At 47.7% G+C, this 24,695-nt stretch carries 25 protein-coding genes; 9 read left to right on the plus strand and 16 right to left on the minus strand.

Annotated features, from left to right (window positions below):
• The first annotated feature begins 9 nt into the window (after window positions 1–9).
• From QL223_RS01345 to QL223_RS01370, 6 genes are all read left to right on the plus strand, one after another.
• The gene (locus QL223_RS01345; protein ID WP_281543617.1) at window positions 10–933 is read left to right on the plus strand and encodes a YeeE/YedE thiosulfate transporter family protein; all 924 of its coding nucleotides are present in this window, start codon (window positions 10–12) and stop codon (window positions 931–933) included.
• Window positions 934–966: 33 nt separating this feature from the next.
• Complete coding sequence (locus QL223_RS01350) at window positions 967–1,383, plus strand: BLUF domain-containing protein (protein ID WP_281543618.1); 417 nt, start codon at window positions 967–969, stop codon at window positions 1,381–1,383.
• A 263-nt stretch (window positions 1,384–1,646) separates the two neighbouring features.
• On the plus strand, window positions 1,647–1,988 hold the full coding sequence (locus QL223_RS01355) for a DUF1428 domain-containing protein (RefSeq protein ID WP_281543619.1): 342 nt from the start codon (window positions 1,647–1,649) through the stop codon (window positions 1,986–1,988).
• A 142-nt stretch (window positions 1,989–2,130) separates the two neighbouring features.
• Window positions 2,131–2,610: a cupin domain-containing protein gene (locus QL223_RS01360; RefSeq protein WP_281543620.1), complete on the plus strand. Its 480-nt coding sequence runs from the start codon at window positions 2,131–2,133 to the stop codon at window positions 2,608–2,610.
• Between the two features lie 6 nt (window positions 2,611–2,616).
• On the plus strand, window positions 2,617–3,372 hold the full coding sequence (locus QL223_RS01365) for an SDR family oxidoreductase (protein WP_281543989.1): 756 nt from the start codon (window positions 2,617–2,619) through the stop codon (window positions 3,370–3,372).
• Between the two features lie 14 nt (window positions 3,373–3,386).
• Window positions 3,387–4,136, plus strand: a complete 750-nt coding sequence (locus QL223_RS01370; protein WP_281543621.1) for a hypothetical protein — start codon at window positions 3,387–3,389, stop codon at window positions 4,134–4,136.
• A 123-nt stretch (window positions 4,137–4,259) separates the two neighbouring features.
• Here QL223_RS01370 and QL223_RS01375 read toward each other — a convergent pair whose 3' ends face one another.
• Window positions 4,260–4,634, minus strand: a complete 375-nt coding sequence (locus tag QL223_RS01375; RefSeq protein ID WP_281543622.1) for a hypothetical protein — start codon at window positions 4,632–4,634, stop codon at window positions 4,260–4,262.
• 225 nt (window positions 4,635–4,859) lie between these two features.
• On the opposite strand from QL223_RS01375, the gene QL223_RS01380 reads away from it, so the two are divergent.
• On the plus strand, window positions 4,860–4,982 hold the full coding sequence (locus QL223_RS01380) for a hypothetical protein (RefSeq protein WP_281543623.1): 123 nt from the start codon (window positions 4,860–4,862) through the stop codon (window positions 4,980–4,982).
• A gap of 103 nt (window positions 4,983–5,085) precedes the next feature.
• Here the strand turns inward: QL223_RS01380 and QL223_RS01385 are convergent, their stop codons facing one another.
• The 5 genes from QL223_RS01385 to QL223_RS01405 form a co-directional block, all read right to left on the minus strand.
• Complete coding sequence (locus tag QL223_RS01385) at window positions 5,086–5,553, minus strand: hypothetical protein (protein ID WP_281543624.1); 468 nt, start codon at window positions 5,551–5,553, stop codon at window positions 5,086–5,088.
• A 316-nt stretch (window positions 5,554–5,869) separates the two neighbouring features.
• Window positions 5,870–6,424 (minus strand): GNAT family N-acetyltransferase, encoded by a 555-nt coding sequence (locus QL223_RS01390; protein ID WP_002538991.1) that lies wholly within the window; start codon window positions 6,422–6,424, stop codon window positions 5,870–5,872.
• A 164-nt stretch (window positions 6,425–6,588) separates the two neighbouring features.
• Window positions 6,589–7,071, minus strand: a complete 483-nt coding sequence (locus QL223_RS01395) for a tetratricopeptide repeat protein (RefSeq protein WP_281543625.1) — start codon at window positions 7,069–7,071, stop codon at window positions 6,589–6,591.
• Between the two features lie 114 nt (window positions 7,072–7,185).
• A complete protein-coding gene (locus QL223_RS01400; RefSeq protein ID WP_281543626.1) occupies window positions 7,186–8,640 on the minus strand; it encodes a hypothetical protein in 1,455 nt (484 codons plus the stop codon).
• Between the two features lie 120 nt (window positions 8,641–8,760).
• Window positions 8,761–9,957, minus strand: a complete 1,197-nt coding sequence (locus tag QL223_RS01405) for a DUF3800 domain-containing protein (RefSeq protein WP_281543627.1) — start codon at window positions 9,955–9,957, stop codon at window positions 8,761–8,763.
• Window positions 9,958–10,497: 540 nt separating this feature from the next.
• Between QL223_RS01405 and QL223_RS01410 the strand changes: the two genes are divergently transcribed.
• Window positions 10,498–10,890 carry a hypothetical protein gene (locus QL223_RS01410; RefSeq protein WP_281543628.1) on the plus strand — a complete coding sequence of 131 codons (393 nt, stop codon included), beginning with the start codon at window positions 10,498–10,500 and terminating at the stop codon, window positions 10,888–10,890.
• 9 nt (window positions 10,891–10,899) lie between these two features.
• Here the strand turns inward: QL223_RS01410 and QL223_RS01415 are convergent, their stop codons facing one another.
• From QL223_RS01415 to QL223_RS01455, 9 genes are all read right to left on the minus strand, one after another.
• Window positions 10,900–11,778, minus strand: a complete 879-nt coding sequence (locus tag QL223_RS01415) for an AraC family transcriptional regulator (protein WP_046304938.1) — start codon at window positions 11,776–11,778, stop codon at window positions 10,900–10,902.
• A 7-nt stretch (window positions 11,779–11,785) separates the two neighbouring features.
• Entirely contained in the window at window positions 11,786–13,264 is a 1,479-nt protein-coding gene (gene xylB / locus QL223_RS01420) for a xylulokinase (RefSeq protein WP_281543629.1), read from the minus strand.
• Window positions 13,265–13,268: 4 nt separating this feature from the next.
• Window positions 13,269–14,078 carry an L-iditol 2-dehydrogenase gene (locus QL223_RS01425; RefSeq protein WP_002539002.1) on the minus strand — a complete coding sequence of 270 codons (810 nt, stop codon included), beginning with the start codon at window positions 14,076–14,078 and terminating at the stop codon, window positions 13,269–13,271.
• A complete protein-coding gene (locus QL223_RS01430) occupies window positions 14,075–15,475 on the minus strand; it encodes a mannitol dehydrogenase family protein (RefSeq protein ID WP_281543630.1) in 1,401 nt (466 codons plus the stop codon). Before QL223_RS01430 ends, QL223_RS01425 begins: the two co-directional genes overlap by 4 nt.
• On the minus strand, window positions 15,468–16,574 hold the full coding sequence (ugpC, locus tag QL223_RS01435) for a sn-glycerol-3-phosphate ABC transporter ATP-binding protein UgpC (RefSeq protein WP_281543631.1): 1,107 nt from the start codon (window positions 16,572–16,574) through the stop codon (window positions 15,468–15,470). Before ugpC ends, QL223_RS01430 begins: the two co-directional genes overlap by 8 nt.
• Window positions 16,571–17,404, minus strand: coding sequence for a carbohydrate ABC transporter permease (locus tag QL223_RS01440; protein WP_281543632.1), 834 nt, complete (start codon window positions 17,402–17,404; stop codon window positions 16,571–16,573). Before QL223_RS01440 ends, ugpC begins: the two co-directional genes overlap by 4 nt.
• Before the next feature lie 9 nt (window positions 17,405–17,413).
• Window positions 17,414–18,274 (minus strand): sugar ABC transporter permease, encoded by an 861-nt coding sequence (locus tag QL223_RS01445; protein ID WP_002539008.1) that lies wholly within the window; start codon window positions 18,272–18,274, stop codon window positions 17,414–17,416.
• A gap of 63 nt (window positions 18,275–18,337) precedes the next feature.
• On the minus strand, window positions 18,338–19,654 hold the full coding sequence (locus tag QL223_RS01450; protein ID WP_046304927.1) for a sugar ABC transporter substrate-binding protein: 1,317 nt from the start codon (window positions 19,652–19,654) through the stop codon (window positions 18,338–18,340).
• 236 nt (window positions 19,655–19,890) lie between these two features.
• Window positions 19,891–20,790 carry a mechanosensitive ion channel family protein gene (locus QL223_RS01455; RefSeq protein WP_281543633.1) on the minus strand — a complete coding sequence of 300 codons (900 nt, stop codon included), beginning with the start codon at window positions 20,788–20,790 and terminating at the stop codon, window positions 19,891–19,893.
• Window positions 20,791–21,231: 441 nt separating this feature from the next.
• Between QL223_RS01455 and QL223_RS01460 the strand changes: the two genes are divergently transcribed.
• On the plus strand, window positions 21,232–23,892 hold the full coding sequence (locus QL223_RS01460) for a pre-peptidase C-terminal domain-containing protein (protein ID WP_281543634.1): 2,661 nt from the start codon (window positions 21,232–21,234) through the stop codon (window positions 23,890–23,892).
• Between the two features lie 18 nt (window positions 23,893–23,910).
• Here the strand turns inward: QL223_RS01460 and QL223_RS01465 are convergent, their stop codons facing one another.
• Window positions 23,911–24,495, minus strand: a complete 585-nt coding sequence (locus tag QL223_RS01465; RefSeq protein ID WP_002539015.1) for a chloramphenicol 3-O phosphotransferase — start codon at window positions 24,493–24,495, stop codon at window positions 23,911–23,913.
• Window positions 24,496–24,695: the final 200 nt, after the last annotated feature.

A 24,695-nucleotide genomic window follows, 5' to 3' on the forward strand; every position in this document is an offset into this window, starting at 1 on the left:
CAGCAGTCCGTGACCTTCTTTCTCACCGCCATCTTGTTTCTTTTTGTTCTCGGCTATCTCGCTCAGACCACGGGGCTTTGCCTGGTGAAAGGGGTCAATCAAGCGTTAGATAAACGCCCCCAGTTTCTTATCGCTATTCTGACCAGCGGCGTACTAGGTTGGGTCTCTTTGTTGGTTGCAGACATGATGGCCATAGAAGTGCCTTTTCGCGTTTATGCCATACAGTGGACGGCGCTGATCGGTGGCGTGCTGTTTGGCTTCGGAGCCGCCATGAATCAGGGCTGCGGTGTTTCGACCATCAGCAAATTGTCACGCGGTGACACCCTGATGATTGCGACCGTTTCCGGTTGGCTGATAGGTTGGATTCTGCTGGCGAGTGTTGCTGACACTCTTCCCCCAAGGCTTTCCTCTGCCTTACCGCAATGGCATTTTACCGCCTTGTTGGTGGCTTCCTTGTTAATTGGCGCTGGCATTCTTCTGATCAAAAGATGGGATACACGGCTCTGGCTTAGCATGTTGGCGATTGGACTGATGGGCAGCCTGACGTTTCTCTACGAACCCAAATGGACACCCAGCGGGTATCTTTCAGATTTGAGTCTTTCCGTTTGGGAAGAAACCGATGAGCGAATGCCCTCTCTTGAACGTTCCCTGCTGCTTTTTGCTTTGGTGGCAGGCATGGCCACTGCGGCGCTTATTACGCGATCCTTCAAACTCAACCTCCAACCTTTCTCTATGTATTGGCGGCATCTGTTTGCGGGTATCTTGATGGGCATTGGTGCTTCTCTCGCTGGAGGCGGAAACGACAGCCAATTGCTCTTGTCCCTGCCTGCCTTCTCCTTATCCGGTTTCGCTGCTGTTTTGAGTATGTTGTTCGGTATATTCATAGGCTTACGTGTCCCCCAACTGCTGCGAAGAACAACTATAGTGAGTTGATAATCCATTGCTTACAAGCAACGCGGGGGAAGGATGATTCGATTGATCTATGCCAGCTCGGCGACCGTGGAATTTACGGAAAGTAAGTTAATGCAACTGCTTGGCAAGTCTCGTCAAAACAACGGACAACTCGCTGTCAGTGGCCTTTTACTTTACGCGAAAGGCAACTTCTTTCAGGTATTGGAAGGCGAAGAGCACAACGTCGACAAGCTCTATCAAAAGATTGAGCAGGACGATCGTCACAACAGAGTGGTTGTCCTTGATCGCTCCGAAATCAAAAAGCGGGCATTTCCTGACTGGTCGATGGGGTTCCGTAATTTGGAAACGTTCGATAAATCCCAACTTCGTGGCTACAACGACTTTTTGGATCGCGATCTTTCCGCTGAAGAGTTTGGTGAGATGGGTGACGAAATCGTCGGTCTGATTGATCATTTTCGTTCGATTTGCTGACGACAAAGATAAAAAAAATTTTCCTCCCAATATCAAATACAAATAAGAAACTTTTTGCATGTCTCCTTTCTGAGTCATCCACTGACAAGTCCCAAAAGGTACTATTCGCGTAACAAGGAATAGTGATGGTAAAGCGCTGGGTACTCCCTCAGTGCTCACCAAATAAACCATAATTTCAATAATATAGAAGTCAGTGGCTTGATCATAAAGCCGTTTGCAGGGTCGCTATAGGAGTGGAACTGAATCGGCGGAGGTAGTAGATCATGCTATATGTTGATGGACTGGTGACAGCGTTGCCTGTTGCCAATAAAGAAGCCTACAAGCGTCTGGTTCAGGACGCGATCCCCTTGATGCGCGCGTATGGTGCACTCAATGTGGTCCACTGTAATGAGCAGGAATCTTCACGAAAAATGGCGTCATCCGGCTACGAAAATTGCCCGTCGGTGGTGCTGTTTTCCTGGATCATCTGGCCTTCGAGAGAGGCGAGAGATGAAGGCATGGAGCGGATGCTGTCTGACCCGCGAATTGACGACGTAATGAACCCCGTCTCGCTCAACGGTGAAAGGCTAGATTTAGACGAAGACTTCATTCCCAGCTTTCACTAACCGAAAGCACGCTAACCCAGATAACCCGCTGAACCTTGAGCGGGTTTCTTCCCTTCGCTGCGCGACAAAGATCCCAATTCTCCCTCTGTAACCATTACACCTGCTGTTGGGCAGTGCATGGTGGTGAAAAAAGGAGAAAGCAATGAGTCAGTACATCGTCAAAAGGCAAGATATCGAATCCATGGAAGGGCTCACCAAAACCCACTTCCTCAACCCCAATGCGGTTCGCACCAATAAATCACTAGGTGATCTGGCTGGCCTGACCGGTTTGGGCTTCCACATCGTCGAGATTGAGCCGGGGTATGAATCAACCGAATATCATGTTCACTACTTTGAAGATGAGTGCGTCTACATCCTTTCCGGCACTGCGACTGTCACGATTGATGATGAAGACTTCGAGGTGGGTGAGGGTGATTTCATTGGCTACCCTGCAGGCGGGTTACCACACATCATGACCAACACAGGCGACGAAACCCTTCGTTGCATTGTGGTGGGTCAGCGCCTTGACCACGATGAAGCGGATTACCCCAAGCAGCACAAACGTATCTTCAGAAACAAAAACCGACCGTGGCAGGTTGTGGACATCGAAGACATTGACTATCCAAATGCAGGGAAGAAGTAAGCCGTGATAAAGAAAAACGAAATTGCATTGGTGACAGGCGCGAGCCGCGGCATTGGGGCTGCCACCGCAAAACTGCTGGCAGCGCAGGGCTATACCGTGTGCGTGAATTATCACTCCCGCGCTGATTCCGCAGACCAAGTAGTCAATGAGATTGAAGAAAACGGCGGCAGCGCCTTTGCGGTAAAAGCAGACATTTCGACAGAAGAGGGCGTTGCCACGCTCTTTGCCGAGATAGATGCCAATACAATGCCGCTGACGGGATTGGTGAACAATGCGGGTATCCTTTTCACCCAAAGCAAGCTGGTGGAGCTAACCGCAGAGCGTATCAATAAAGTGCTGGCAGCCAACGTCACCGGCAGTTTTCTCTGCGCCCGCGAAGCGGTAAAACGCATGAGTACCGAACGTGGCGGAAAGGGCGGCGCGATTGTTAACGTTTCCTCTGGCGCATCACGTACTGGCTCACCAGGCGAATATGTTGACTATGCTGCCAGCAAAGGTGCGGTAGATACCTTAACCATTGGGCTTGCCAAAGAAGTGGCTGCGGAAGGCATTCGGGTAAACGGCGTCAGACCGGGTCTCATTCACACCGATATTCATGCCGACGGGGGAGAGCCAGGCCGCGTCGCGAGACTTGCGCCGCGCATCCCTATGCAACGTGGCGGAGAACCGGAAGAAGTTGCGAGAGCTATATGCTTTTTACTTTCTGAAGAAGCGTCTTACACAACAGGCAGTATTTTGGACGCCACGGGTGGAGTGGTTTGATACTGAGTTGAGAGATGAAAAACAGAGCGAACGGGTTTCTTGTCCTATTGTTGGGTGTGGTTATCGGGGCAAGTGGCGGGTCTTTGATCACCTATCACGCCACCCGCGCTCAGATTCAAACGGCTGAAGTCCACAAAGACCTCGGCCAACAATTGCCAACCAGAACTCCAGCCGTTACACCTTTGGCGCCAAGCGAATTGCTCAACCCCGTTGCGGACATACTCCCCAATGCTGAACCTTTATCTGCGGCTAAACCCACCTCCGTGCAACCAGTAACGGATGACCATGTGTCTGCCAATGACAACGTTGAAGAAAATGGCATAGGAGATGAAACCTCTGACGCATATGCCAATTTCCCAGAAGCTGATGTCGAAGCCCAAGAAAGTGACGACCCTTACGAGCGGCTTCTCATGCCGTCAGAGTCCAATAAGGTATTCAATCGCTTCCGAGAGAGGCATGCAGAGTTCGCCAAGCAAGAAAAGACCGATGAACATGCTCATATTGCCCAAAGCTTTCAGGACTACTTTGATCTTTACGTGGTTTCCCAAGACGCCCAGTTAGACAAAGCGGAATGCCGAGTTAATGCTTGTGAATTGCGGATCAGCAGCCCAAATAAGGTTTTCAATGTGACACAAAAAGTCGTGGATATTGCCAGAAAGCTCGAAATAGAAGCAAAAGGCATGCAAGGCATTGATAGTTATGATGTTGATCTTAAAAGAAAGATCACGTTGCTCTTGATTGAGATGGAAGAGTTTGAGGGGTAGATAGACATCAGTCAAATCTGCTTTGCTCTTAGCATCGGATATAAGTTTGGCTGATGTCTTTGTTTGCCGCTATTTTAGCTAATCCTATTGTAAGTGACTACCCTATAAATTCAAATCTTATCTTTAAATCACACAATGTTCTTTTAATGCCACATGAATGATTTCGGAACTATTCTTAACTAAATCACTGATCTTTTCTGAAAGAGTGTCATCAATTTTAAATTGAATAATTGGATCGCTGGAGGAAACAATAGTAAACTTACTTTCTTCAACAGTAACTGCCACGTCAATATTTTCATATTTCATCGTTATCTCGTTGCCGACATTTTTTATATCATGAAACCCCAAGTCATTATCTATAGCAGCCATTGCGCATATAACATCAATGCTTTTAGGGTCAATTATTGTCACAGTGTGCCGACTTGTATTTTGAAATTCGTATTGGAATTCGCACCCAAATAAAGTTATTAGAGATAATCCTATTACTAAATACTTCAACACAATTCCTCAAAAAATATAATCTAAAATTCAACGCTAAACAAAGAAAGTCTAGTTTAGTCTACTTGCTATGAGAAAATAGACTAGATTGTAAAATATCAGACTAAGTATGCATAAATGGCTAAATGAATTAAAAATTTATTCTACTCGGGATAAGCAGTTGTAGCGCATATCCCATTCTTTGTGAAAAAGAAGGACACAGCTTTCAGCACGAGAGGAAAAGTCATGGATATTGTCAGAGAGCTCGAAATAGAAGCAAAAGGCATGCAAGGCATCAATAGTTATGATGTTGATCTCGAAAGAAAGATCACGTTGCTCTTGATTGAGATGGAAGAGTTTGAGGGGTAGAGAATGAAATTAAACGGGAAAGACACTGTTTTGAAGAGGAGCCATTAACCTTTAAGGCAAATAGGCATGACCTTTCTCATAGCGTCTGTCCCGATCCGCTGTTTCAGCCTGCCTCTTTAAGATCACCGATATGCTTACACATACGGAAGTAAAGAAACGCAAACCAAACTTGAAAAAGTATCACTTCAAAGGGAGTCGTGACGATGTCTTCCTCTAAAGGAAACACATAGAAATAGTAAACCCCTAAGACAACCAGCATCGGTATCAACCAAGGCAATAACCTCAGCGTCACGACAAAATTGATACTGAAATAGCGCCCAAGAAAGTCTGTACCTTTGTCTCCGCCATTGGCTTTATAAGCGAAAAAGGTTCCTACAATCGTAATGACAAGCAAACCGACGTCGTCAATTTTGTCCCAAAGGTTAGGGTTTTCCAAAGGGAAGTAGGCACCAAACGACATGCTAAGCAAACCCAGCACGATATATATCAAAACATAGCGAAAGCGATCTTTCTCCGAGAAACCGCCTTGCTTGATGTTGCTTTTTAGCGCTTCAATATTCCAAAAGTACATCTATCTTCTCCTGACATGCTTTGACTGGTGGGTACCCATCAAAGTGGCCTAGCAGCCTAATGCGTATTGCTCTGCTGACGCCACGGCAAAAACCAAAGGCATAGCATGACAAAAGCGATTGAGAATTATTACCATAAGAATACAGAACGTCGCCCCAATTGAGATGTAAAACAGATGTTCAACTGATGACTTGAAGGACTCGAAGCACAAAACCGTGAGTCGCTTCTCACCCTTTACCCACAGGCTCATTGTGGCAAGGATTTGTTGCGCTGAGTGGGAAGATATTTCGGGTACTGAAAGCGAATGTTTAACCGGGCTATTTAGACTTCTGAAACCATTGCTCTCGTGAGATCTTATAAAGACAATGCCTTTCTAAATCATGCCCTTTTGGGAGTTTAGGATGGTCAAAGTTCTGGTTAACGTTTTCCATACCCAGCTTGGACATAACACGTTGTGAAGGCTTGTTGGGTAGTGCGGTAAATGCGTACACCGAAGGGGAACCCAGCTTACAAAAAGCAAACTCCAACGCGCCAAGTGCAGCTTCTGGGGCATAACCTTTTCCCCAATATTCAGAAGATAATCGCCAGCCAATCTCCACAAAGGGCGCGCAAGGAATACCGCTCCGTTCATCTTGACTGTGAAGCCCAACAAAACCGATAAATTGCCCCGTGGCTTTCAGTTCAACGGCCCAAAAACCCCAGCCTCTCTCAGTAATCAGCGATTGAATACGCATCGCCTGTTCATTACTTTCTTCTAGGGAAAGGGTGGAAGGGAAGTACCGCATCACTTCTGGGTCAGCATTTAACTGAGCAAAAGGCGCAAAGTCTTCTTCTTTCCAATCCCGCAAAATGAGCCGGTTTGTTTCGATCACAACTTTGTTCCCCTTGATGATGATTAACGTTAAAGCTGGTCGTGATGGAGCGGAGCAGCATCTTTGTTATTGTATGTCTCTAAACGCATTATCACATCATCTACCACCGTATTGGTGTTGTATAAATGACGGTGTTGAGCGATTAAAAAACCGATGATGACTGACTACCAGGTCCTCTCAATGTCTTCTGAGTAGAGGGAAAGTGCTGCTGAGTAAGCCAGTAACTCATCGGAGTTTGTTGTAGAAAGCAAAGTAGACAAAAGCATTTCAACTGCTTTCTTGGGGTGTCCGCAGTTATAGAGACACATAGCAAAGAAGGGTTTAACTGCCTCAGAATCTGGGTATTCATCGCTAAGAGTCTGGAAATAGGGTAATGCTTCTTCAAAATGCCCTAAACATCTCAACGTGCTGGCAAGCCCCAGCAATGCATTAAAGCGATCTTCTTTTGATAGGTGCCCTTTCAGGCATTCCTTGTAATGCGGAATCGCCTCCTTTTCTTTCCCTTCACTATCAAAAGACCACGCTATATTGAGGTGAGCCTGTGGTTTGAGCTCAGGGTCTCTTAGCAAATCTGACAGCAGCGCCCGCGACTCCTCGTGCTTTTCAACTCTTCTAAGCGCAATGGCACGCTCAATAACATCTTCCATAACTATCCTTGTTTATAATGATTTGGCGAAGCAACTTATATTAAGTTAGGTCTCTTTTTTCTTACGAAAGACAGACACCTTCATAACCACTAAAGTGTCTGTCCCTGTAGTTGTCTATTTTACGTTGGAAGCGGAATCTTTATTTGGACGGGCATCGATAGTTACTAACGTATCACCCTCTGTTAACTCTAACTCTTTGAAGACTTTGATCAACTTAGCTAACTCTGTATCGTTAAAATATAGAATAACTTTTATCGACTTCTTGGTCTGATTCGCTGCCTCATAGACTTGCACTTGATTCTTGAGATTCTGTTTCAATTTGCTATTACTGGCTAATTTGAACTCTACTAGAGTTTTATCTCGATTACCTCGCGAAATCTTATAGTCAACAGGACCTCTACCATTATTAACTTCAGCGTTTACGTCAGAAACTGATGCAAACCAAGTTAAACGGAATAAAAGTTGTAGATCTGATTCTCGCTTAACAGGTTGTCCTTTGATGTGGAAGATCTTATAGCCGTCATTGTTTTCAATGACTTGCTTCATGAATTTTATACGTTGAAGAGTTTCGTCAAACGTGTTTGGCTTATTTTCGTAAAACTCAGTTTCTTTGAGCTTTTCAGCCAAAGACTTAACTCGCTCAATAAACATAACTTCGGTTTCTTTAACTTTTAACTTACTAATATCTTTAGCTTCTTCACCGGAGTCTTCTTTAAACTTAATAAAATAGTCAATGTATTCAGGATATTTAAGGATTGTGGATGCAATGGCCTTGTCGTAGTCTTTTTTGTTAGGATCGACAGGAAGGTTACGCGCTAGGTAGTCATTTAACTGCGCTCTTAGCTGGTCATTTGGTATTGCGTTAGCAATGCCGCTGAAGTTAGCGACCATATCAGCCTTGTTAATCCATGTTTCATCTTTGGTGAGAATGTCTTTCGGAGTTAACAGCACAAAGTCACCATCAATGGTTGGTAGATCAAATTCCTTATTAACCCAAGTTCTGGTTTGATAATTAAAATAAACCTTTTCAACAAGGTGAACTTGCCTGAAGTCCTTATTGATATATTTCTTTGCGAACTCTTGTGTATATTCAAGTAAAAACGATTTTATCAAGTTTGTCGTAAAGTCACTGATGTTATCCCTACCAACACCATCTCTAATAAGGCATAGTTTTTCAAGATGACTGCTCGTGGTAATTTCTTCAGAACCAAAGTTCGTAAACACAGTATGTAGATTTTCATTTAGCGCCTTAGCAAATTTTGCTCCTAGCCCACTGCCTCCATTCCCTACTGTACTGTACCCAAACCAATTTTGCTTCACCTCTGGGAACATGAACCAACTTTTCAATAACCCTTTATTGATTCCGTCGTCCTTTGAAACCTCTCGAAGAAAAGCGAGGTATTGAATCATATCGCTGTGTAAATCTTGATACTGTTTTTTTTCGCTATTGAATAATAGGAACGGATCGACAAACAGAGGCATATCATTGATTAATGAAGGATTGAAAGCGCCATAGCTTTCAATCGATTCTTCACTAACGTCAAAGAAATCCGAGAAATATATTTTCATTACAACTCCTAAAATTATCGATTGAAGCTTAACGTCTTGCTAATCGGCAATAAAATAGCTGGCTAAAATTAGCGAGGAACGAGCAATAGCCAGCTGTTTTTTGTCCGTTTGAGCAACTTGTTAACTGGTTGCTACCTCAGGATTTGGCGTGGCTTTAGCTAGATAAATAGGAATATGGTTAGCAGCATTTAAACCACCGTCATGAACAGTTCCTAAGTCTTTTGGATCAACATCTGGTGTTGGCCAAATTTTATTATTCCCAATAAATCGATCAAGATTTAATTTATTAAGTTCAACAAATAGATATTCTTCGGTTTCGCCTTTTAAAACACCTGCAGCCCAATGAGTAAAAGAGCTTGTGATGATGTCAGCTATTTGTAGTTGAAGGTGGTCATGAGAGCTTTCAAATTTTAATGACTTACCTTTCAAAGGTAAGCCAAACTTTCGGCGATCATAACCATATTCTACAGTCTCTTGCGTCCAATCCATAAATTGTGCAAATAATAGTTTCTGTTGTTCTACAGCATGTGAATCATCGTGGATTAAATGGAATCCTCTAGGGGATGACTGACCCCATTGTACGCACTGTGCAAAAAGAGCTGGTATTGATGGGTCTAAAGAAGACTTATCAATATTAGATAAAGCATCATCTATATAATCTTTAGTTTCCAATATTTGGTCAATTGATGACTTAAAGCTTTCATGTGTCGACGACTCTTTTACTTCTCCGACGATAGAATAAAATGATGAAATACTATAAGGTGTTTTTTCCTTAATCATTTCAATAAATTTACGATACATTTCAGTAACTTTTTCTTCTTCGCAGAATGATTCTAAGCAGTAAAAAAGCATATTCGATAGTGCGATATTCCTACCGTTAATGTATAAATCTTCACCGCGCATATGAAGCATATGCTCAATTAACGTATCAACAATTTTTGAAGTAATCATAAATCGTTTGTGGAATATATTTACTTTAATGTTATCTGGGTTGACCAATGCATGCTTCATAAGGCGAATGATACCGTCTTGTCCCGGCTTTCTTCTTTTTAATCTTTTGAAATGAATTTCATGATCAGATTGACTTCCAACTAGGTTACTTAGTATTTGAGCTTCTTTTTCAGTGAAATTACAACTAGCTAATGAGAATACTGGTTGGTCTTTATCTAATAGATTTGATCCAGTGTTTCCTGACTCGTCAAGGTAAATGGTTGAAATTGTATTCATTTTTACTCTTAACTTCTCAGCCTTTTGATTTTCAACTTTGTTTTTTAAAGCTTTCTTTTTTGCTCTTTTTTGCTGACTATTTCGACTCATATTAATCCCTTGCAAAAACTAGTTAACAAGTCATTAGCGGGCATAAAGCCCGTTTAGTCCAAAAGCGGGACGCTCGATTAGTTCGTGTAGACCTAGACACATCCGCCATAGACTCCCTATAAATTAGTGTGTTAAGACCTTATGCTTCTTTCCGCTATGTCAAAATCGGGCGTCCCAGACTAAAAACGTTTAATTTTTTACTATCTGCTTCCAGCGGCGGTTTTACTCATAAAAAATCGTTGATATCTTGGCTCACCCAGCCCCAAGCTACCGCCCTTTTCTTCTCGGCAAACAACACGCCATCTCTGTCTAATTTATCCGGCGGAATGTACCACAAAGTGCATAAGTGAAGGCACGACTAAACTCGCAGTTATCGCGTGACTGATGAGATATTGTTCAAAGAAATCAGATAGTTGGAATTTAAGAGGATTGGGTCAGCATTTCGTTACATTATCCCGGTTCAAAAATTGGCGATGCACCTCAACAATCATTCTCACTTATGGAATAATCTCGCCACACGTTAATTGAATGATGAGAAAGATGTTGCCACTGCGATTTTTCTCCCGCGCGATTGCCGCGTTTGCGCTTTTACTTTTCGCATCAACAGCCTACTCCGCTGAACTTCTCGATGCTGATGACGTTAACAGTGCGGAAAGCACGTTTGAACGCCAGCAGGTGAATGTCAGTGAGCCTATCTGCCGTAACAACCTTCGTACCCAGTTGCTCGCACAGCAAATCGCGTTCAGCGACAGCGAAAACTCTCCTGAAGAACGCCGTCTGGCGGAAGAAAGCATTGATTATGCCCGTGATGTGTTCGCGGAAAGCCAGAGCTACTGCAAGGCCAGTTTCGCCCTCACAGAGTTTCTCGATAAAGATTTGCTGGAACAGGCACAGGTGCCGAAGTCTGGGCAAGTCCAGAGCTTCGATCCCTGATAGTGGCCGTTACAGTATGTTCGGCGAGGCGTGTTTCTTGCGGTAAGCCAGCGGGCTGACGCCTTTAATGCGTCGGAACTGACGGCTGAAATTCGCCAGATTATGGAAGCCCACGGTTTGGCTGATGTCGGCTATGGTGTCGTCGGTATCACTCAGTAATACGCAGGCGCGCTGGATCCGCACCCGGTTGACAAAGTCGGTGAAGCGGTGGCCGGAAGATTGATGGAAAAAGCGCGAGAAGTAAGACTCTGTCATTCCCAGTCTGTCAGCCATGGTTTTCAGGCGGATAGGTTGCTGGTAGTTCGCCATCACATAGTCGACAACATCATTGATGCGGGTTTGCAGTGTGCCGGCATCTTTCACTTCAGACGCGGGCAGGCTTGAGAGAATGCGGGTATTTCGCTGGCTCAGGTAATCCAGAAACGCGAGAAAATTCACCAGACGGGTGACGCCCGAACTTTCCCTGACCTTCACAAAAAACTCGACGGCTTTTTCAAAGGGTACGTTGAGAAATTCCAATCCCATTTTGGCTTGTTCTAACACAGGAGCAAGCTGCGCCAGCTCTGGAAATGACTTGGTTGCTTTATCAAACAGGTCCGGTTCGAACACAATCACCATATCGCGTAGCTGATGGCTTTCACCGGGTGCCAGATTGCTCTCCCAGTTGTGTGGAAGCCATGGGCCAACCAGAGTCAGTTGACCGGGAGAAAAGGGGCCAAGATAGTTGCCAATCATGGCCTTACCGTTAGTTTTCACAATCAGATGCAGTTCATACTGCTCATGAACATGCCAATGAATACAGGATGCGGGCACGCCATGTTCTTTGTAGAAGATGGATTGCTCGTCGATTTGTATAAACTCCCAAACGGGATCCTTGGCTGCAGACATAGCTCACCTAATTCTTATCGCGTGGGCCCATGGTTGGCTCAAGCTGCTGGTAATAGTGAATAAATCGTTGATGGTTTTCCCGATGATACGCCTGACGGCTTGCGTTGGGTTGGAACGTTGCCGAGACAACAGGTGTGGTGCAGACCTCTTCAAGCGTACCCGCTTTTACTGAAAGCATCGCTAACCTTGCTGCGCCGAGCGCAGGGCCGGTCTCGCCGCCAACATATTGGTTAATCGGCACTTCAAGCACATCCGCTACCATTTGCAGCCAGTATTGGCTGCGCGCACCACCGCCAATGGCACCCAATGCATGAAATGGCAGTCCATTGTCAGACAGTGCGAGTAAACAATCCCGCAAGCTGTAGGCGATGCCTTCAAGAATGGCTTGTGTCATATGGTGCCGTTCTGTGGTGGAGGTGATGCCCTGAAAGCTGCCTGTCGCAAAGGGGTTGTTATGTGGTGTGCGCTCGCCACTGAGGTAAGGAAGGAACATCTCTGAGCCGTTACCCGTACCATGTTGTTCGGCTTCTTTTAGCAGTGTGGGAACTGGCTGGCCGCTAATGGTTGAAAACCACGCTAGCGGACTGGCGCCATTGAGCAGGCAGGCCATTTGATACCAGCGATCTGGGATCGCGTGGGCAAAGGCATGGACCAGTTTTTGAGGGTTGGCGACATAGCGCTCTTTGGCGACGAAGATTTGCCCGGAGGTCCCGAGCGAGACAAAGGCATCGCCCTCATTGATGGCACCAATGCCCACGCCTCCAACGGCGGCATCGCCGCCACCGCCACACACAGGCGTGTCGACAGGAAGCCCAATCTCGAGCGAGGTTTCTGCGGTTAACGTGCCGCTGATGTCGTTGCCTTCGATGAGTTTTGGCATGTGCGCTGTCGAAATGCCGCTGGCGTTGAGGACGTTCTCATCCCAATTTCTGATCTGTTCGTTTAGCCACAGTGTGCCAGCTGCATCGCTTACATCGGTGCAGAGTTCCCCCGTGAGCTTCAGGCGCACGTAATCTTTCGGCAGAACCACTTTGTGGATTTTGTTGAAAGTCTCTGGTTCGAACTGCTTTAACCACAGCAATTTCGGCGCGGTGAATCCCGGCATGGCTGGCACGCCAGAGCTTTCTCCCAACTGCGGAAGCTGTTGGTTGAGGGTGTCACACTCTTTAAAAGCCCGTCCGTCGTTCCACAAAATGGCAGGGCGCACGGGTTGGTTCTTTTCATCGAGGCAAACAGCGCCATGCATTTGGCCGGAAAGCCCGATCGCTGCGACCGCACTCCAGGCATAGGATTGTCGGGCGCGTATTTTGGCAATGGCGGCGCGAGAGCCGTTCCACCAGATCTCCGGATCCTGTTCGCGCCAGAGTGGATGAGGCGAGTCAAAGCCATAAGATTCTGACTGGGAATCGAGCACATCGCCGTTTTCTCCCATCAGGATGACTTTGACGGCGGAGGTGCCAATATCAATGCCAAGGTATGTGGCCATAGGCTTAGCTCATCACGTTGCCGCCATCGACATTGTAAGTCTGGGCGGTGATGTAATCAGAAAGGGAAGAGGCCAGAAACAGCGCGGTGCCTGCGATATCATTCGGCACGCCCATGCGCCCCAGAGGTACATCTTCGCCCACCTGTTTTTTCTTCTCGCCGGGTTGGCGGTTTTCGTATTTGGCGAATAAGGCATCAACGTGATCCCACATCGGGGTATCGACTACGCCGGGAGAAATGCCGTTCACGGTAATGCCATGTTCCGCGAGCGCGAGGGCGGCAGATTGGGTGTAGCTGATCACGGCGGCTTTGGTCGCGCAGTAGTGAGCAACCAGTGCTTCACCGCGACGACCGGCCTGTGATGCCATGTTGATGATCTTGCCGCCATTGCCTGCTTCTACCATGGCTTTGGCGACATCCTGCATCAGAAAAAACATGCCTTTGACGTTCACATTGAACAGCCTGTCGTACTGTTCTTCCGTGGCCTCCAACAATGGCCCCATGTCAAAAATCGCAGCGTTGTTGAACAGCACATCAATGGCTCCAAACTGCGAAATAGTGGAGGTGACAAGGTGATGCCGCGCGTCGGCATCTGTCACATTGCAGTGATGATAAGCGACGTTTTCTCCGAACTGACTTTGCAACGCTGCCACACCTGGTGAAGGGTCGAGCGGTATGTCAGCAATCACGCATTTTGCACCGCTGGCGAGGTAGGCATACGCCACGGCAAGCCCGATGCCGCCATTGGCACCGGTCAGCAGGGCAACCTTTCCTTCAAGTAACGGCGCACCATTTTGTTGGAGTGATAGTGTCATGGGTAGCGCTCCTGATAGCCATCAAGCGTTTGTTTGATTTGCTCTTCGAGCTGTTCGCCAAAGAACGGAAAGCGTTTGTTGAGTCCTTGCCAGATATCGGGATCGGCGAGGAACGCTTTAATCGGCTCGGGCGATTGCATCCACTTTTCTGCAATGTGGAGATAAGGATCTTTATAGTTGAACTGGAGCTTGCCGTTTAAATACAAAGCGAGAAAACAGTACCAGTGGCTGACTAAGGTCATTGCCGCGGTCGGCACGTATCCGCGCTCAAGGTTAAATTTGATGGTGGGCAGAATAAATTGCGGAAACTTGCTGATACTGTCCATCGCAATACGCTCGATGGAATCGGCGATAAAGGTATTACTGAACCGCAATACAATGACTTGGCGATAATTTTCCAAATCAAAAGGGTGTTCATAAATGGTCGGGATGACTTCGTTTTGGTGGTATTGCTTGAGCAACGCGTTGAGTTCGTCATCACGGATGTTTTCGTCGTAGGTTTGGTAACCGCGCAAGGCACCAATGTAAGACAGCCCGAAGTGTCCGCCATTGAGGATACGGATTTTGGTTTCTTCGAACGCCTGCACTTTGTCGGTAAAGGTGACGCCGACCTGTTCAAGCGGAGGAAAGTCTGTCGCGAACTTGGTTTCAATCACCCATTGCTCGAAATCTTCGCCCATGATGGGGCAGAGGTCTTTTTTACCTACTTCACGCTCGACGTCTTCTGCCAGGTTTTTCGGAGGAACGGGTGTAATTCTGTCGACCATCGAACAAGGAAATGTGACGTTGTCACTAATCCATTGGGTTAACTCGTCTAACTGTGCGGCTTCAACAAACTGACCGAATGCTTGTTTCAGTCGGTGGCCGTTATCTCTCAGGTTGTCACAGGTCGCCACGGTGATTGCGCCATTCACCATTTTTTGGCGCACAAGCAGCGCCAGTGTTAAATAGCCAAACAGGGTTTTCGGTTGGCCACTGCCTGATTTCACCACCTCAATATCCTGCACGATCTCGGGGTGGGCGAGGTTCAGATCATCCGACTCTGTCAGGTAATAGCCACCTTCTGTCACTGTGATGGTAATGGCTTTGACCTTGTCATCATCAAAGATGGTCTGGATCACCGAAGGGTTGGAGGAAGCATCCTCCACCCGGTCGATACTGGTGATTTCGATGTAGTCGGCGTTGCCATCCGGTGCGATGCGCTTGAAGTGAAAGCGCCCATTCTGTTTGCGCAGCGCATCAGGAATGGCGCGGGTTTCCTCCCGCAGATTCACATCGGTGTAGTACCAACGCTCCGCTTCCGGGAGCTGTTGGTTCAGTAAGTGCAGATAATACGCCTGATGTCCGCGATGAAACGCTCCGATCCCAAAGTGGACAAGGCGGTTATGCTCAGACATGGCTGACCTCTCCATAGATGTTCACGGCATTTTCATTGGCATCAAACAGGTACACGCGAGACGGATCCAGCTTCACACCAATGGCATCGCGGAGCTTCGGGGTATATTTCGGATCAGCACGTACGACGACAGTTTCGCCGCTCAATGTGCGTACATAGGTCAGGGTTTCTGAACCCAATTGTTCGATCACTTCCACATCGCCTTTCAAATCGCCTTCTTCCGGTGAACAGAAGGTTAGGGATTCGGGCCGGAAACCAATGGCTTTGGCATCCGCGGCGCTGGCTTCGAACGCGTCAGGATTGAGTTGGATGTGGGCGTCACCATTGAAGTTGACGTTCAGCGCATCATTGCTGTTGATTGCGTTATCCACTGGCAGCACATTCATTTTTGGTGTGCCGATGAAGGTCGCAACAAACTGGTTAGCAGGCTGGTGGTAGAGCTCCAGCGGTGTGCCGATTTGTGCCACTTCGCCTTGAGCCATGATCACCACTTTGTCTGCCAACGTCATGGCCTCAATCTGGTCGTGGGTCACGTAGATCATGGTTGCGCCAAGTTCCTGATGCAGGCGGGAAAGCTCGATACGCATTTCGACCCGCAGTGCGGCATCCAGGTTGGAAAGTGGTTCATCGAACAGGAAGACTTTCGGGTTTCGCACAATGGCGCGACCAATGGCCACACGTTGGCGTTGACCACCGGAAAGGGCTTTGGGCTTTCTGTCCAACAGGGCATCCAGCTTTAGCGCTTTAGATACCTTGGCGACTTTTTCCTGAATTTCAGTTTCCGGGCGTTTTGCCAGTTTTAGCGCGAAGGACATATTGTCTTTCACTGACATGTGCGGATAGAGCGCGTAGCTCTGGAACACCATGGCCACATCACGTTTGGACGGGTGAGTTTCGATGATCGACTGACCGTCTAGCTGGATGTCGCCGTCGGAGGCGTTTTCCAACCCCGCAATGGTGCGCAGCAAGGTGGATTTACCACAGCCTGATGGCCCAACGAAGACGACGAACTCGCCTTTTTGAATTTCAAAATCAATGTCTTTGAGCGCCAGCGCGTCGCCGTATTTTTTATATAGATGATTGACTTGTAAGTAGCTCATTTTACAGCCCCGAAGGTTAATCCCTGAACCAGTTGTTTCTGACAGAACCAACCGAGAATGACGATAGGCGCACAGGCCAAAGTAGAAGCCGCAGAAAGCTTCGCCCAGAACAGCCCTTCTGGACTGGAGTAAGTGGAAATCATGGTGGCGAGTGTGCCCGCATTGGCCGAGGTCAGGTTGATTGACCAGAAGGCTTCATTCCAGCTCAGTACGATGGAAAGCAGCGCGGTTGACGCAATGCCACCCAGAGACAGCGGCAGCAACACATGGCGGATTTCACCGAGTGTGTCTGCGCCATCCAGCCGAACAGCTTCAAGGATGTCTCTTGGAATATCTTTGAAGTAGGAGAACAGCATCCAGACCACGATGGGCAGGTTGATCAGTGTGTAGATGATCGTAAGCGCCAAGGTGGTATCGAGCAGCCCGGTTTTCTGGCAAAGAATGTAGATCGGCACCAATACGCCCACAGCCGGCAGCATCTTGGTGGAAAGCATCCACAGCAACATATCCTTGGTGTGCTTCTTAGGGTAGAAGGCCATGGAATACGCCGCAGGAATGGCAATGATCAGTGCCAGAATGGTTGAGCCGAATGCGGTGATCACTGAGTTAATCGCGAATTTCAGGTAGTCACTTCGCTCCTGAACCAAATCGAAGTTTTCTATCGTCGGTTCAAAGATAAGCGAGGGCGGTACTTCAATCGCTTGCTGTTCGGTTTTAAACGCGGTGATCAGCATCATCAGGATTGGGAAGAACACCAGCAGCGCCAATGCCCAGCAAATGATGGGGCGCAGCCAGCCAGTTTGGTCGATAAGTGAAACATGTTTAGCCATAACGCCCCCTTAGGTCACCAGGTTCTTGCCGATCGCTCGGATCAGGAAGAATGCGACGATATTGGCGAGGATCACGGCGATAAGACCGCCTGCTGATGCGACACCTACGTCAAATTGCATCAATGCCTGCCCGAAAATCAGGAAAGCGAGGTTGGTGGATTCATAGCCCGGGCCACCACCCGTGGTGACAAAGATTTCCGCGAACACAGAGAGCATGAAGATGGTTTCAATCATCATCACCACGGCAATCGGACGCGCCAAGTGGGGCAGTGTCAGGTAGCGGAATACCTGCCAGCCTGTCGCACCATCAAGTAATGCGGCCTCTTTTTGTTCGTGGTCCATGGATTGGAGCGAGGTAATGAAAATCAGCAACGCAAAGGGCATCCATTGCCAACTGATCATGGCGATGATGGAGCCGAGCGGAAATTGTTCCAGCCAGTCTACGGGCTGCAAGCCAACGCTTTCCCAAAGCGCGGCTAACACGCCGTATACCGGGTGCATCATCATGTTTTTCCAGATAAGCGCGTTCACGGTTGGCATGATGAAGAAAGGAGAAATCAACAGTACGCGCACAATGCCGCGACCGAAGAAAGGTTTGTCCAGCGCAATGGCGATGATCAGCGCACCAATGACGGTAACAACCAGTACCATACCCACCAAGGTTAAGGTGTTGATGATCGCGGGCCAAAAAGCTTCGTCCGTGTAGAAAAACTCGAAGTTCATCGAGCCGATGAATTCGTTGTCTCCCGGATAAAGTAAGTTATATCTGATGGTTGAGAAGTAGATCGTCATGGAAAGCGGGACGATCATCCAGAGCAGCAAGCTGACAAAGGAAGGCGCAACCAATAGCCGAGGCAACCATTTTTGCATTTGAAATTACCAGTAAAGCTGAGAAGGAAAAGCCGGGCAGGTGACTGCCCGGCAATGAGGTGCTTACTTGTAGTAGCCAGACTTGCGCATCTCGCGATCCGCAGACTTGTTGGCGTTTTTCAGCGCTTGTTCAACAGTGACTTTGCCTGCAAGGGCAGAAGTGAACTGCTGTCCTGCAGCAATACCAATCGCCTGGAACTCAGGAATGGCAGCAAACTGAACGCCCACGTAAGGAGTTGGTTTCAGGGTGCTGTTCGCTGGGTCTGCTGAGTTGATTGCTGCCAGTTCTGCTTCAGCAAATACTGCGGCTTCCTGGAAGTTAGGGTTGTCGTAAGTTGACTGACGGGTACCGGTAGGTACGTTCGCCCAGCCGTTCTCTTTTGCGACCAGATTGATGTAGTCCTTAGACGTTGCCCAAGTGATGAACTTCTGTGCTTCTTCAGCATTTTTGGTTGCTGCCGGAACCGCCAGCGCCCATGCCCACAGCCAGTTTGCACCGCGGTCGGTCACAGCAACGGGTGCTTGTGCGAAGGCCACTTTGTCAGAAACTTTGCTCTGCTTAGGATCGGAGATGAAAGACGCTGCGATAGTGGCATCAATCCACATACCACACTTGCCTTCGTTGAACAGCGCCAGGATTTCGTTGAAGCTGTTTGAGCTTGAACCCGGAGGACCGTAAGTGCTCAGCAGGTCAACGTAGAAGCTGACGGCGTGATTCCACTCTGGTGAGTTCAGCTGTGGTTTCCAGTCTTCGTCAAACCAGCGCGCACCGAAAGAGTTGGCCATGGTGGTGATGTACGCTGCGTTGTCGCCCCAACCTGGCTTACCGCGCAGGCAGATACCGTATACGCCGTTGTCTGGATCGTGAATGGCCGCTGCCACGTCACGGATATGACCCCAGGTCGCACGGTCTGGCACTGTCATGCCGGCTTTGTCGACCAGATCTTTACGGTACATCACCATGGAGCTTTCACCGTAGAAAGGGACTGCGTAGAGTTTACCGTCGTAAGACAGACCTGCGCGCATCGCCGGCAGGAGATCGTCAACGTCGTAAGCGGCATCGGTTTCGACTTCTTTCAGCCAGCCTTTTTCACCCCAAATTGGGGTTTCGTACATACCGATGGTCATTACATCAAACTGACCACCTTTGGTGGCGATGTCGGTGGTCACACGCTGGCGAAGTACGCCTTCTTCAAGCGTCACCCAGTTGAGTTTGATATCAGGATTTTCTTTTTCGAACTCCTTACTCAACTTTTGCATTTCGATCATGTGGCCGTTATTCACCGTTGCGATTGTCAGCTCAGTTGCCGCAAAAGTGGTGGCGGAAAAAGCCGCACAGGCAGCAGCAATGGTAGTTAGCGTTTTCCTTGTAGACAGCATTATTGCGTTCCTCTTTGATAAAGATGTACTTCGAACGAGTGTTAACATCTGCATAACAATCAAAGATCAAAAAAAGGCAACTGGAAACAAAAGCGGTGCATAAAAGTACTTTTATGACGGTGGAATGATGAAATTTTTACCTTGGGGATTTAACAAAGTTGAAAAATTTGGGCGGAAAATACAAAAGGCTGCCTTTTAAAATAGGCAGCCTTTTGTCGATAAAACTGGAAGGGTTATCAGCAATGTAGCGCGTTAGAGTCGGAATCTGTCAGCAAATCTTCGGCAAAGGTGACAGGCGGTTGTTTTAGGACTCTTTCGCAGTACATAGTCATGAAATCTTCGCGGATAAGTTGTTCCAATTCTGTCGCGCGCTCGGTCGGACAGAAGATGCGAACATGTACCTGTGGGTCGCCCATTTCAGTCGAAGTGACGTGAATGTGTGGATCTGCACCCGGAAGGTCGACACCGGCGTGACGTTCAATCACGTGGTTGTAGCGCGTCGCCACTTCGTAGAAGTCTTCACAGTGGTCATCAATTCTCGCCAGCAAGCTCGGCACTAACGGATACAAGTTCGCGGTTTCTTTTACTGTGATAATAAATTCATGATAAACATAGCGTTTCATGAAATTGAGGTTCTTCACGGGCGTGGTGAAAAACAGGCTATTCGGGAAGGTAACCGTTTTTCCTGTGTAGTTGTATGTGCCGTGATGCAGGTCGATTTCCTGAATTTTGGTCGCCATCAGGTTGTGTTCAATCACTTCGCCACAAAGCGAACCGACTTCGATCCATTCACCAATTTGAAATGAGCGAGAGCTGGCGCGTTGGATGGAGCCAGTAAAGCAAAGAATAATCTCTTTGGAAGCGACGACGACAGCAACGGCAATAGCTGTGAGTGACAGTGCGAATTCATTGATTTCTGAACGCCAGACCAAAAACATGACCACGAGAAGCATGGTAAAGGAGCCGTTTTTGGTGCGTGAAATCCATTTACGCTGCTCTTCACTCAGGAAGTTGGAATCACCCCAAATCAACTTGATCAGCACTCGTCGAGTCAGCATGAAAAGGGTGATCACAACGAGAGTGAGCAGAAATTTGTGTTCCGTAAAAAAGGAGATAAGAAACTCTAGTTGTTCCACAACAATATCCTGATCCTGGTTTGTATCGTGAGTATCCGGTTACAACACTAAACACTACGCTTCAGTGGTGCAATAGAGAAGCTCGCTTATTTCTTTCAGATTTTCCGCCGTTTAGCGAAAAGTGATGCCCGTTCCCCAGTTGTCAATCAAACACCAGATTCAGTGCTTCTTTGGATGGTTTTACGGCGTCCTGCCAGCCCGTCGATAAGGTTTACAACATTAGGCACTGTGAGAGCCTAATTTCTTTCCTTTTGCCGTAAGCATAACCCATTGACTTAGAAAACATTAAATCTCCCACCGAAAACCTTGATTTTTAAAAGTCTCAAAATAGGATCATTTGGGTCAAAAAATATTCATTTTCGCTTTATCAATACTCAACCCTCAACCATGATTAATCATAATCGTTACGCATGTTTCTGTTGTGAGACTACTGGGGGATGGATGTTAGGTCGCGCGCTTTTCCTGTTTGGATTTATTTTTTTGAACTTCCTGATTTTGAAGGTAAATGCTGCCGAGGTTGTTAAGGCGGATGATTCTGTGTTTCAAAACGCGCCTTCTGCAGCGGCAATGCGTAGTCGCTTATCCTCTTCAAAAACAGGATTTTATCCGTCTGAAACCGTGGTTTTGCCTAACGGCAAAGTGAAGGTGAAACACCAGCAGTTTTTCCAAGGTGTTCCCGTGCGCAAAGGCCGTGTTGTCTCAGACAATGTGAACAATCAATACGCTAATGCCCGAGGGTTAAAGGTTTCATCTCTCAGCAATACCTTGGCCTCCGTAACGCCTTCTGTCAGTCAACAACGTGCCCTTCAAATTCTGAAAGACCAACATTTAATTGGGGCGCCTGCGGCTGAAATTCTGACGCCTGAAAACGAAAAGTCGGAATTGTTTGTCTGGCTTGATGAGCAGGGCTCTCCACGTTTGGTCTATGAAGTCAGCTTCTTCCTTCCCGCCAGAAAACCAACCCGCCCACGCGCATACATTGATGCTAAAACCGGTGAAATCCTGAAAACGTGGGAAGGGCTTGCACACATTGAAGATAAGGGCCGCGGCCCTGGCGGGAATGAGAAAACTGGGCAATACATTTTCGGCACTGACTATGCCGAAATGAAAATTAACAAAGTGGGATCGACATGTACTTTAGAAACGGCGAACGTGAAAACGGTAAACCTGAACCATGGTACGTCCGGTTCTACGGCCTTCTCTTATGCTTGCGCAGATGCCAGTAATACCAACACGTTTAAATCTATCAACGGTGCTTACTCGCCGCTGAACGACGCGCACTTCTTCGGCAACCTGGTGTTCGACATGTATCAGGACTGGTTGAGCATGTCTCCGCTGACCTTCCAACTGGTGATGCGTGTTCACTATGGCAGCAACTACGAAAACGCATTTTGGAACGGCTCATCAATGACATTTGGTGATGGTCAGTCTCGTTTTTATCCGCTGGTGGACGTCAATGTCTCAGCGCATGAAGTGAGCCACGGATTTACCGACCAAAACTCAGATCTGATTTATGCTGGCATGTCGGGCGGCATTAACGAAGCCTTCTCTGATATTGCCGGGGAAGCAGCAGAGTTTTACTGGAAAGGCAGCGTGGATTGGCAGGTTGGTCGTGCCATTTACAAATCTGCGGGCGCTTTGCGTTACTTTATCACCCCGTCGGATGATGGCCGCTCAATCGACCATGCGAACCAATATTACGATGGCATGGATGTTCACTACTCCAGTGGCGTGTTTAACCGCGCGTTCTATTTGCTTGCGACCAAGCCTGACTGGGACGTTAAAAAGGCCTTTTCAGCCTTTGCCATTGCAAACAAACTTTACTGGACGCCGGATTCCACCTTTGATGAAGGCGGTTGTGGCGTGGCCCGCGCCGCGGATGATTTAGGTTACAACACTACTGACGTGGTCGATGCGTTCAGCCAAGTGGGTGTTTACGCATGTCTGGATACTACTGAACTCACCAGCGGTGTGCCTGTGAATAACACCAGTGGCGATAGCGGTTCTGAAACGTATTACTACTTCTCGCTCCCCGCGAATACGGATTCTGCATCTGTGGCCATAAGTGGTGGGTCGGGGAACGCGGATCTTTACGTGAAATACAATGGCTGGCCAACAACCAGTGATTACGACTGTGCTTCCACCACGTCAGACAATAACGAAGTGTGTGATGTGACCTTGCAAGGCACGGGTGAATACAATGTGCTGGTGGTGGGGCAAACGGCCTACTCGGGTGCTTCTGTCCAACTGGATGTAGTGGAATCTCCGCCACAGGTTCTGAATGTCGGCGATGCGGTATCCAGCTTGTCAGGTACCCGCGGTGACATGCTTTTCTACAGCTTCACCTTGCCGGATGATGGCAGCAGCCTACGGGTCAGTATTTCTGGTGGCTCGGGTGATGCTGACCTTTACCTTAAAAAAGGCAGCACGCCTTCCCAATCAGATTACGATTGCCGCCCTTACTACTATGGCAACAATGAAAGTTGTATTGCCCAGGGCAGCGCGGGGGATGAGTTCTTTGTGATGCTTCATGGCTACGCAGCATTCTCTGGTGTCACTATTTCTCTGACACAGGAAAGTAGTTCCCAAGCGCCGGAAGAACGTGCAGATCCGATCGACACATCCGCTCCTATCACCAACATTCAAGGGCTTCAGGGAGAGGAGGTTTACTACTCCTTCACCGTAAGCTCAGCAGGTGTTTTGTCTGCTAATCGGGCATCGGCGATGTCGGCGACACCAATGCCAGCAACGCCAATGTCTGGGGGAGGCTTGACGATTTCCCTGAGTGGCGGGATAGGCGACGCTGATTTGTATGTCCGCGGAGGCGCTGCACCGACGACAAGTGTCTATGATTGTAAATCCACGTCCAGTTCCAACCAGGAAACCTGTCAGCTTTCTAGCCTGACTTCGGGCACCTATTACGTCATGGTATATGGCTCAGAAGCGTTTGAAGGTGCGAGCCTATCGCTATCAGAAACCGCATCGCAAGATAACGTCTCTTCCGGTGGTGGAGGTGGTGGCAGTCTGGGATGGTTGAGCTTGCTTTCATTGTTGGCTCTGGGCTGGGGCAGAAACAGATTCCCAGTCCGTGCCAAGCATTAAAAGGTGTATGTAGTGATCCTAGGCAGCACTTAAACACGCATTGAGCTTTTTCTGACTGCGTTGAGCCCCGAGCAGTGCCGGATTCGTTTCCAGCCATTTGAGTAGCTCTGTTGTCGCCGCTTCCGGTGACTGACTCGTGGTATCAAGCTCAATGTCATAGTACAGGTGTTGGTGAACGTAGTTGTATTCACTTTCCGCCAGTCCAATCGCTCTGTCTCCACGCTCTTTCTCGCGCCTGGCGGCAATCAGCAAATGACATTTCACACCCACCATACAAACAGTGAAACCTTCTAATGCGGCCAGAAGGTTTTTCTTTTCTTCGTCGACAGTCCAAGCGTTATCAAGGATTAGGTAGCAGCCTGCTTTTGCTAATCCTTTTGCGGCTTGATGGTACCCCTCTACTAAGGTTGGGTAGTCGTAGCCTTCACGGAAAATAGGTTTGCCTTCAATCATGGCTTTCAGATCCGAAGGAGGGAGGGCGTAAAGCACGCTGTCTATGCTGAAGTTCAAGTACTGGCGGGGTAGACGTTCAATGAGTGCGTTAGCAATGCTGGTTTTCCCGGCGCTGCCTGTTCCGTTGAGAATAATAATTTGTGGAAACATGTCACCAACTTAGTTTGATCGTATTTTTATGTAATTAGATGCCTATGAGGTGGCTGTGTACAGAAAGTCGGCAGCGAATTTAAGCTGAGTTCACACAAAAAGTGTGGTGTTATTTTGCGAATACTGCTTCTTAATAAAGACAGAGGTAAATCACTGTTTAAATTAGCCATTCATGATGAAAATCACTCACGCGAAGCGAA

This window comes from Grimontia sp. SpTr1 (assembly GCF_947387585.1).
In the GTDB taxonomy this organism is placed as follows: domain Bacteria; phylum Pseudomonadota; class Gammaproteobacteria; order Enterobacterales; family Vibrionaceae; genus Enterovibrio; species Enterovibrio indicus.

Coding starts and splice junctions, on each gene's coding strand:
- QL223_RS01350 (WP_281543618.1), top strand. CDS start 967: ATGATTCGATTGATCTATGCCAGCTCGGCGACCGTGGAATTTACGGAA.
- QL223_RS01355 (WP_281543619.1), top strand. CDS start 1,647: ATGCTATATGTTGATGGACTGGTGACAGCGTTGCCTGTTGCCAATAAA.
- QL223_RS01360 (WP_281543620.1), top strand. CDS start 2,131: ATGAGTCAGTACATCGTCAAAAGGCAAGATATCGAATCCATGGAAGGG.
- QL223_RS01370 (WP_281543621.1), top strand. CDS start 3,387: ATGAAAAACAGAGCGAACGGGTTTCTTGTCCTATTGTTGGGTGTGGTT.
- QL223_RS01380 (WP_281543623.1), top strand. CDS start 4,860: ATGGATATTGTCAGAGAGCTCGAAATAGAAGCAAAAGGCATGCAAGGC.
- QL223_RS01385 (WP_281543624.1), bottom strand. CDS start 5,553: ATGTACTTTTGGAATATTGAAGCGCTAAAAAGCAACATCAAGCAAGGC.
- QL223_RS01395 (WP_281543625.1), bottom strand. CDS start 7,071: ATGGAAGATGTTATTGAGCGTGCCATTGCGCTTAGAAGAGTTGAAAAG.
- QL223_RS01400 (WP_281543626.1), bottom strand. CDS start 8,640: ATGAAAATATATTTCTCGGATTTCTTTGACGTTAGTGAAGAATCGATT.
- QL223_RS01405 (WP_281543627.1), bottom strand. CDS start 9,957: ATGAGTCGAAATAGTCAGCAAAAAAGAGCAAAAAAGAAAGCTTTAAAA.
- QL223_RS01410 (WP_281543628.1), top strand. CDS start 10,498: ATGTTGCCACTGCGATTTTTCTCCCGCGCGATTGCCGCGTTTGCGCTT.
- QL223_RS01415 (WP_046304938.1), bottom strand. CDS start 11,778: ATGTCTGCAGCCAAGGATCCCGTTTGGGAGTTTATACAAATCGACGAG.
- xylB (WP_281543629.1), bottom strand. CDS start 13,264: ATGGCCACATACCTTGGCATTGATATTGGCACCTCCGCCGTCAAAGTC.
- QL223_RS01425 (WP_002539002.1), bottom strand. CDS start 14,078: ATGACACTATCACTCCAACAAAATGGTGCGCCGTTACTTGAAGGAAAG.
- QL223_RS01430 (WP_281543630.1), bottom strand. CDS start 15,475: ATGTCTGAGCATAACCGCCTTGTCCACTTTGGGATCGGAGCGTTTCAT.
- ugpC (WP_281543631.1), bottom strand. CDS start 16,574: ATGAGCTACTTACAAGTCAATCATCTATATAAAAAATACGGCGACGCG.
- QL223_RS01440 (WP_281543632.1), bottom strand. CDS start 17,404: ATGGCTAAACATGTTTCACTTATCGACCAAACTGGCTGGCTGCGCCCC.
- QL223_RS01445 (WP_002539008.1), bottom strand. CDS start 18,274: ATGCAAAAATGGTTGCCTCGGCTATTGGTTGCGCCTTCCTTTGTCAGC.
- QL223_RS01450 (WP_046304927.1), bottom strand. CDS start 19,654: ATGCTGTCTACAAGGAAAACGCTAACTACCATTGCTGCTGCCTGTGCG.
- QL223_RS01460 (WP_281543634.1), top strand. CDS start 21,232: ATGTTAGGTCGCGCGCTTTTCCTGTTTGGATTTATTTTTTTGAACTTC.
- QL223_RS01465 (WP_002539015.1), bottom strand. CDS start 24,495: ATGTTTCCACAAATTATTATTCTCAACGGAACAGGCAGCGCCGGGAAA.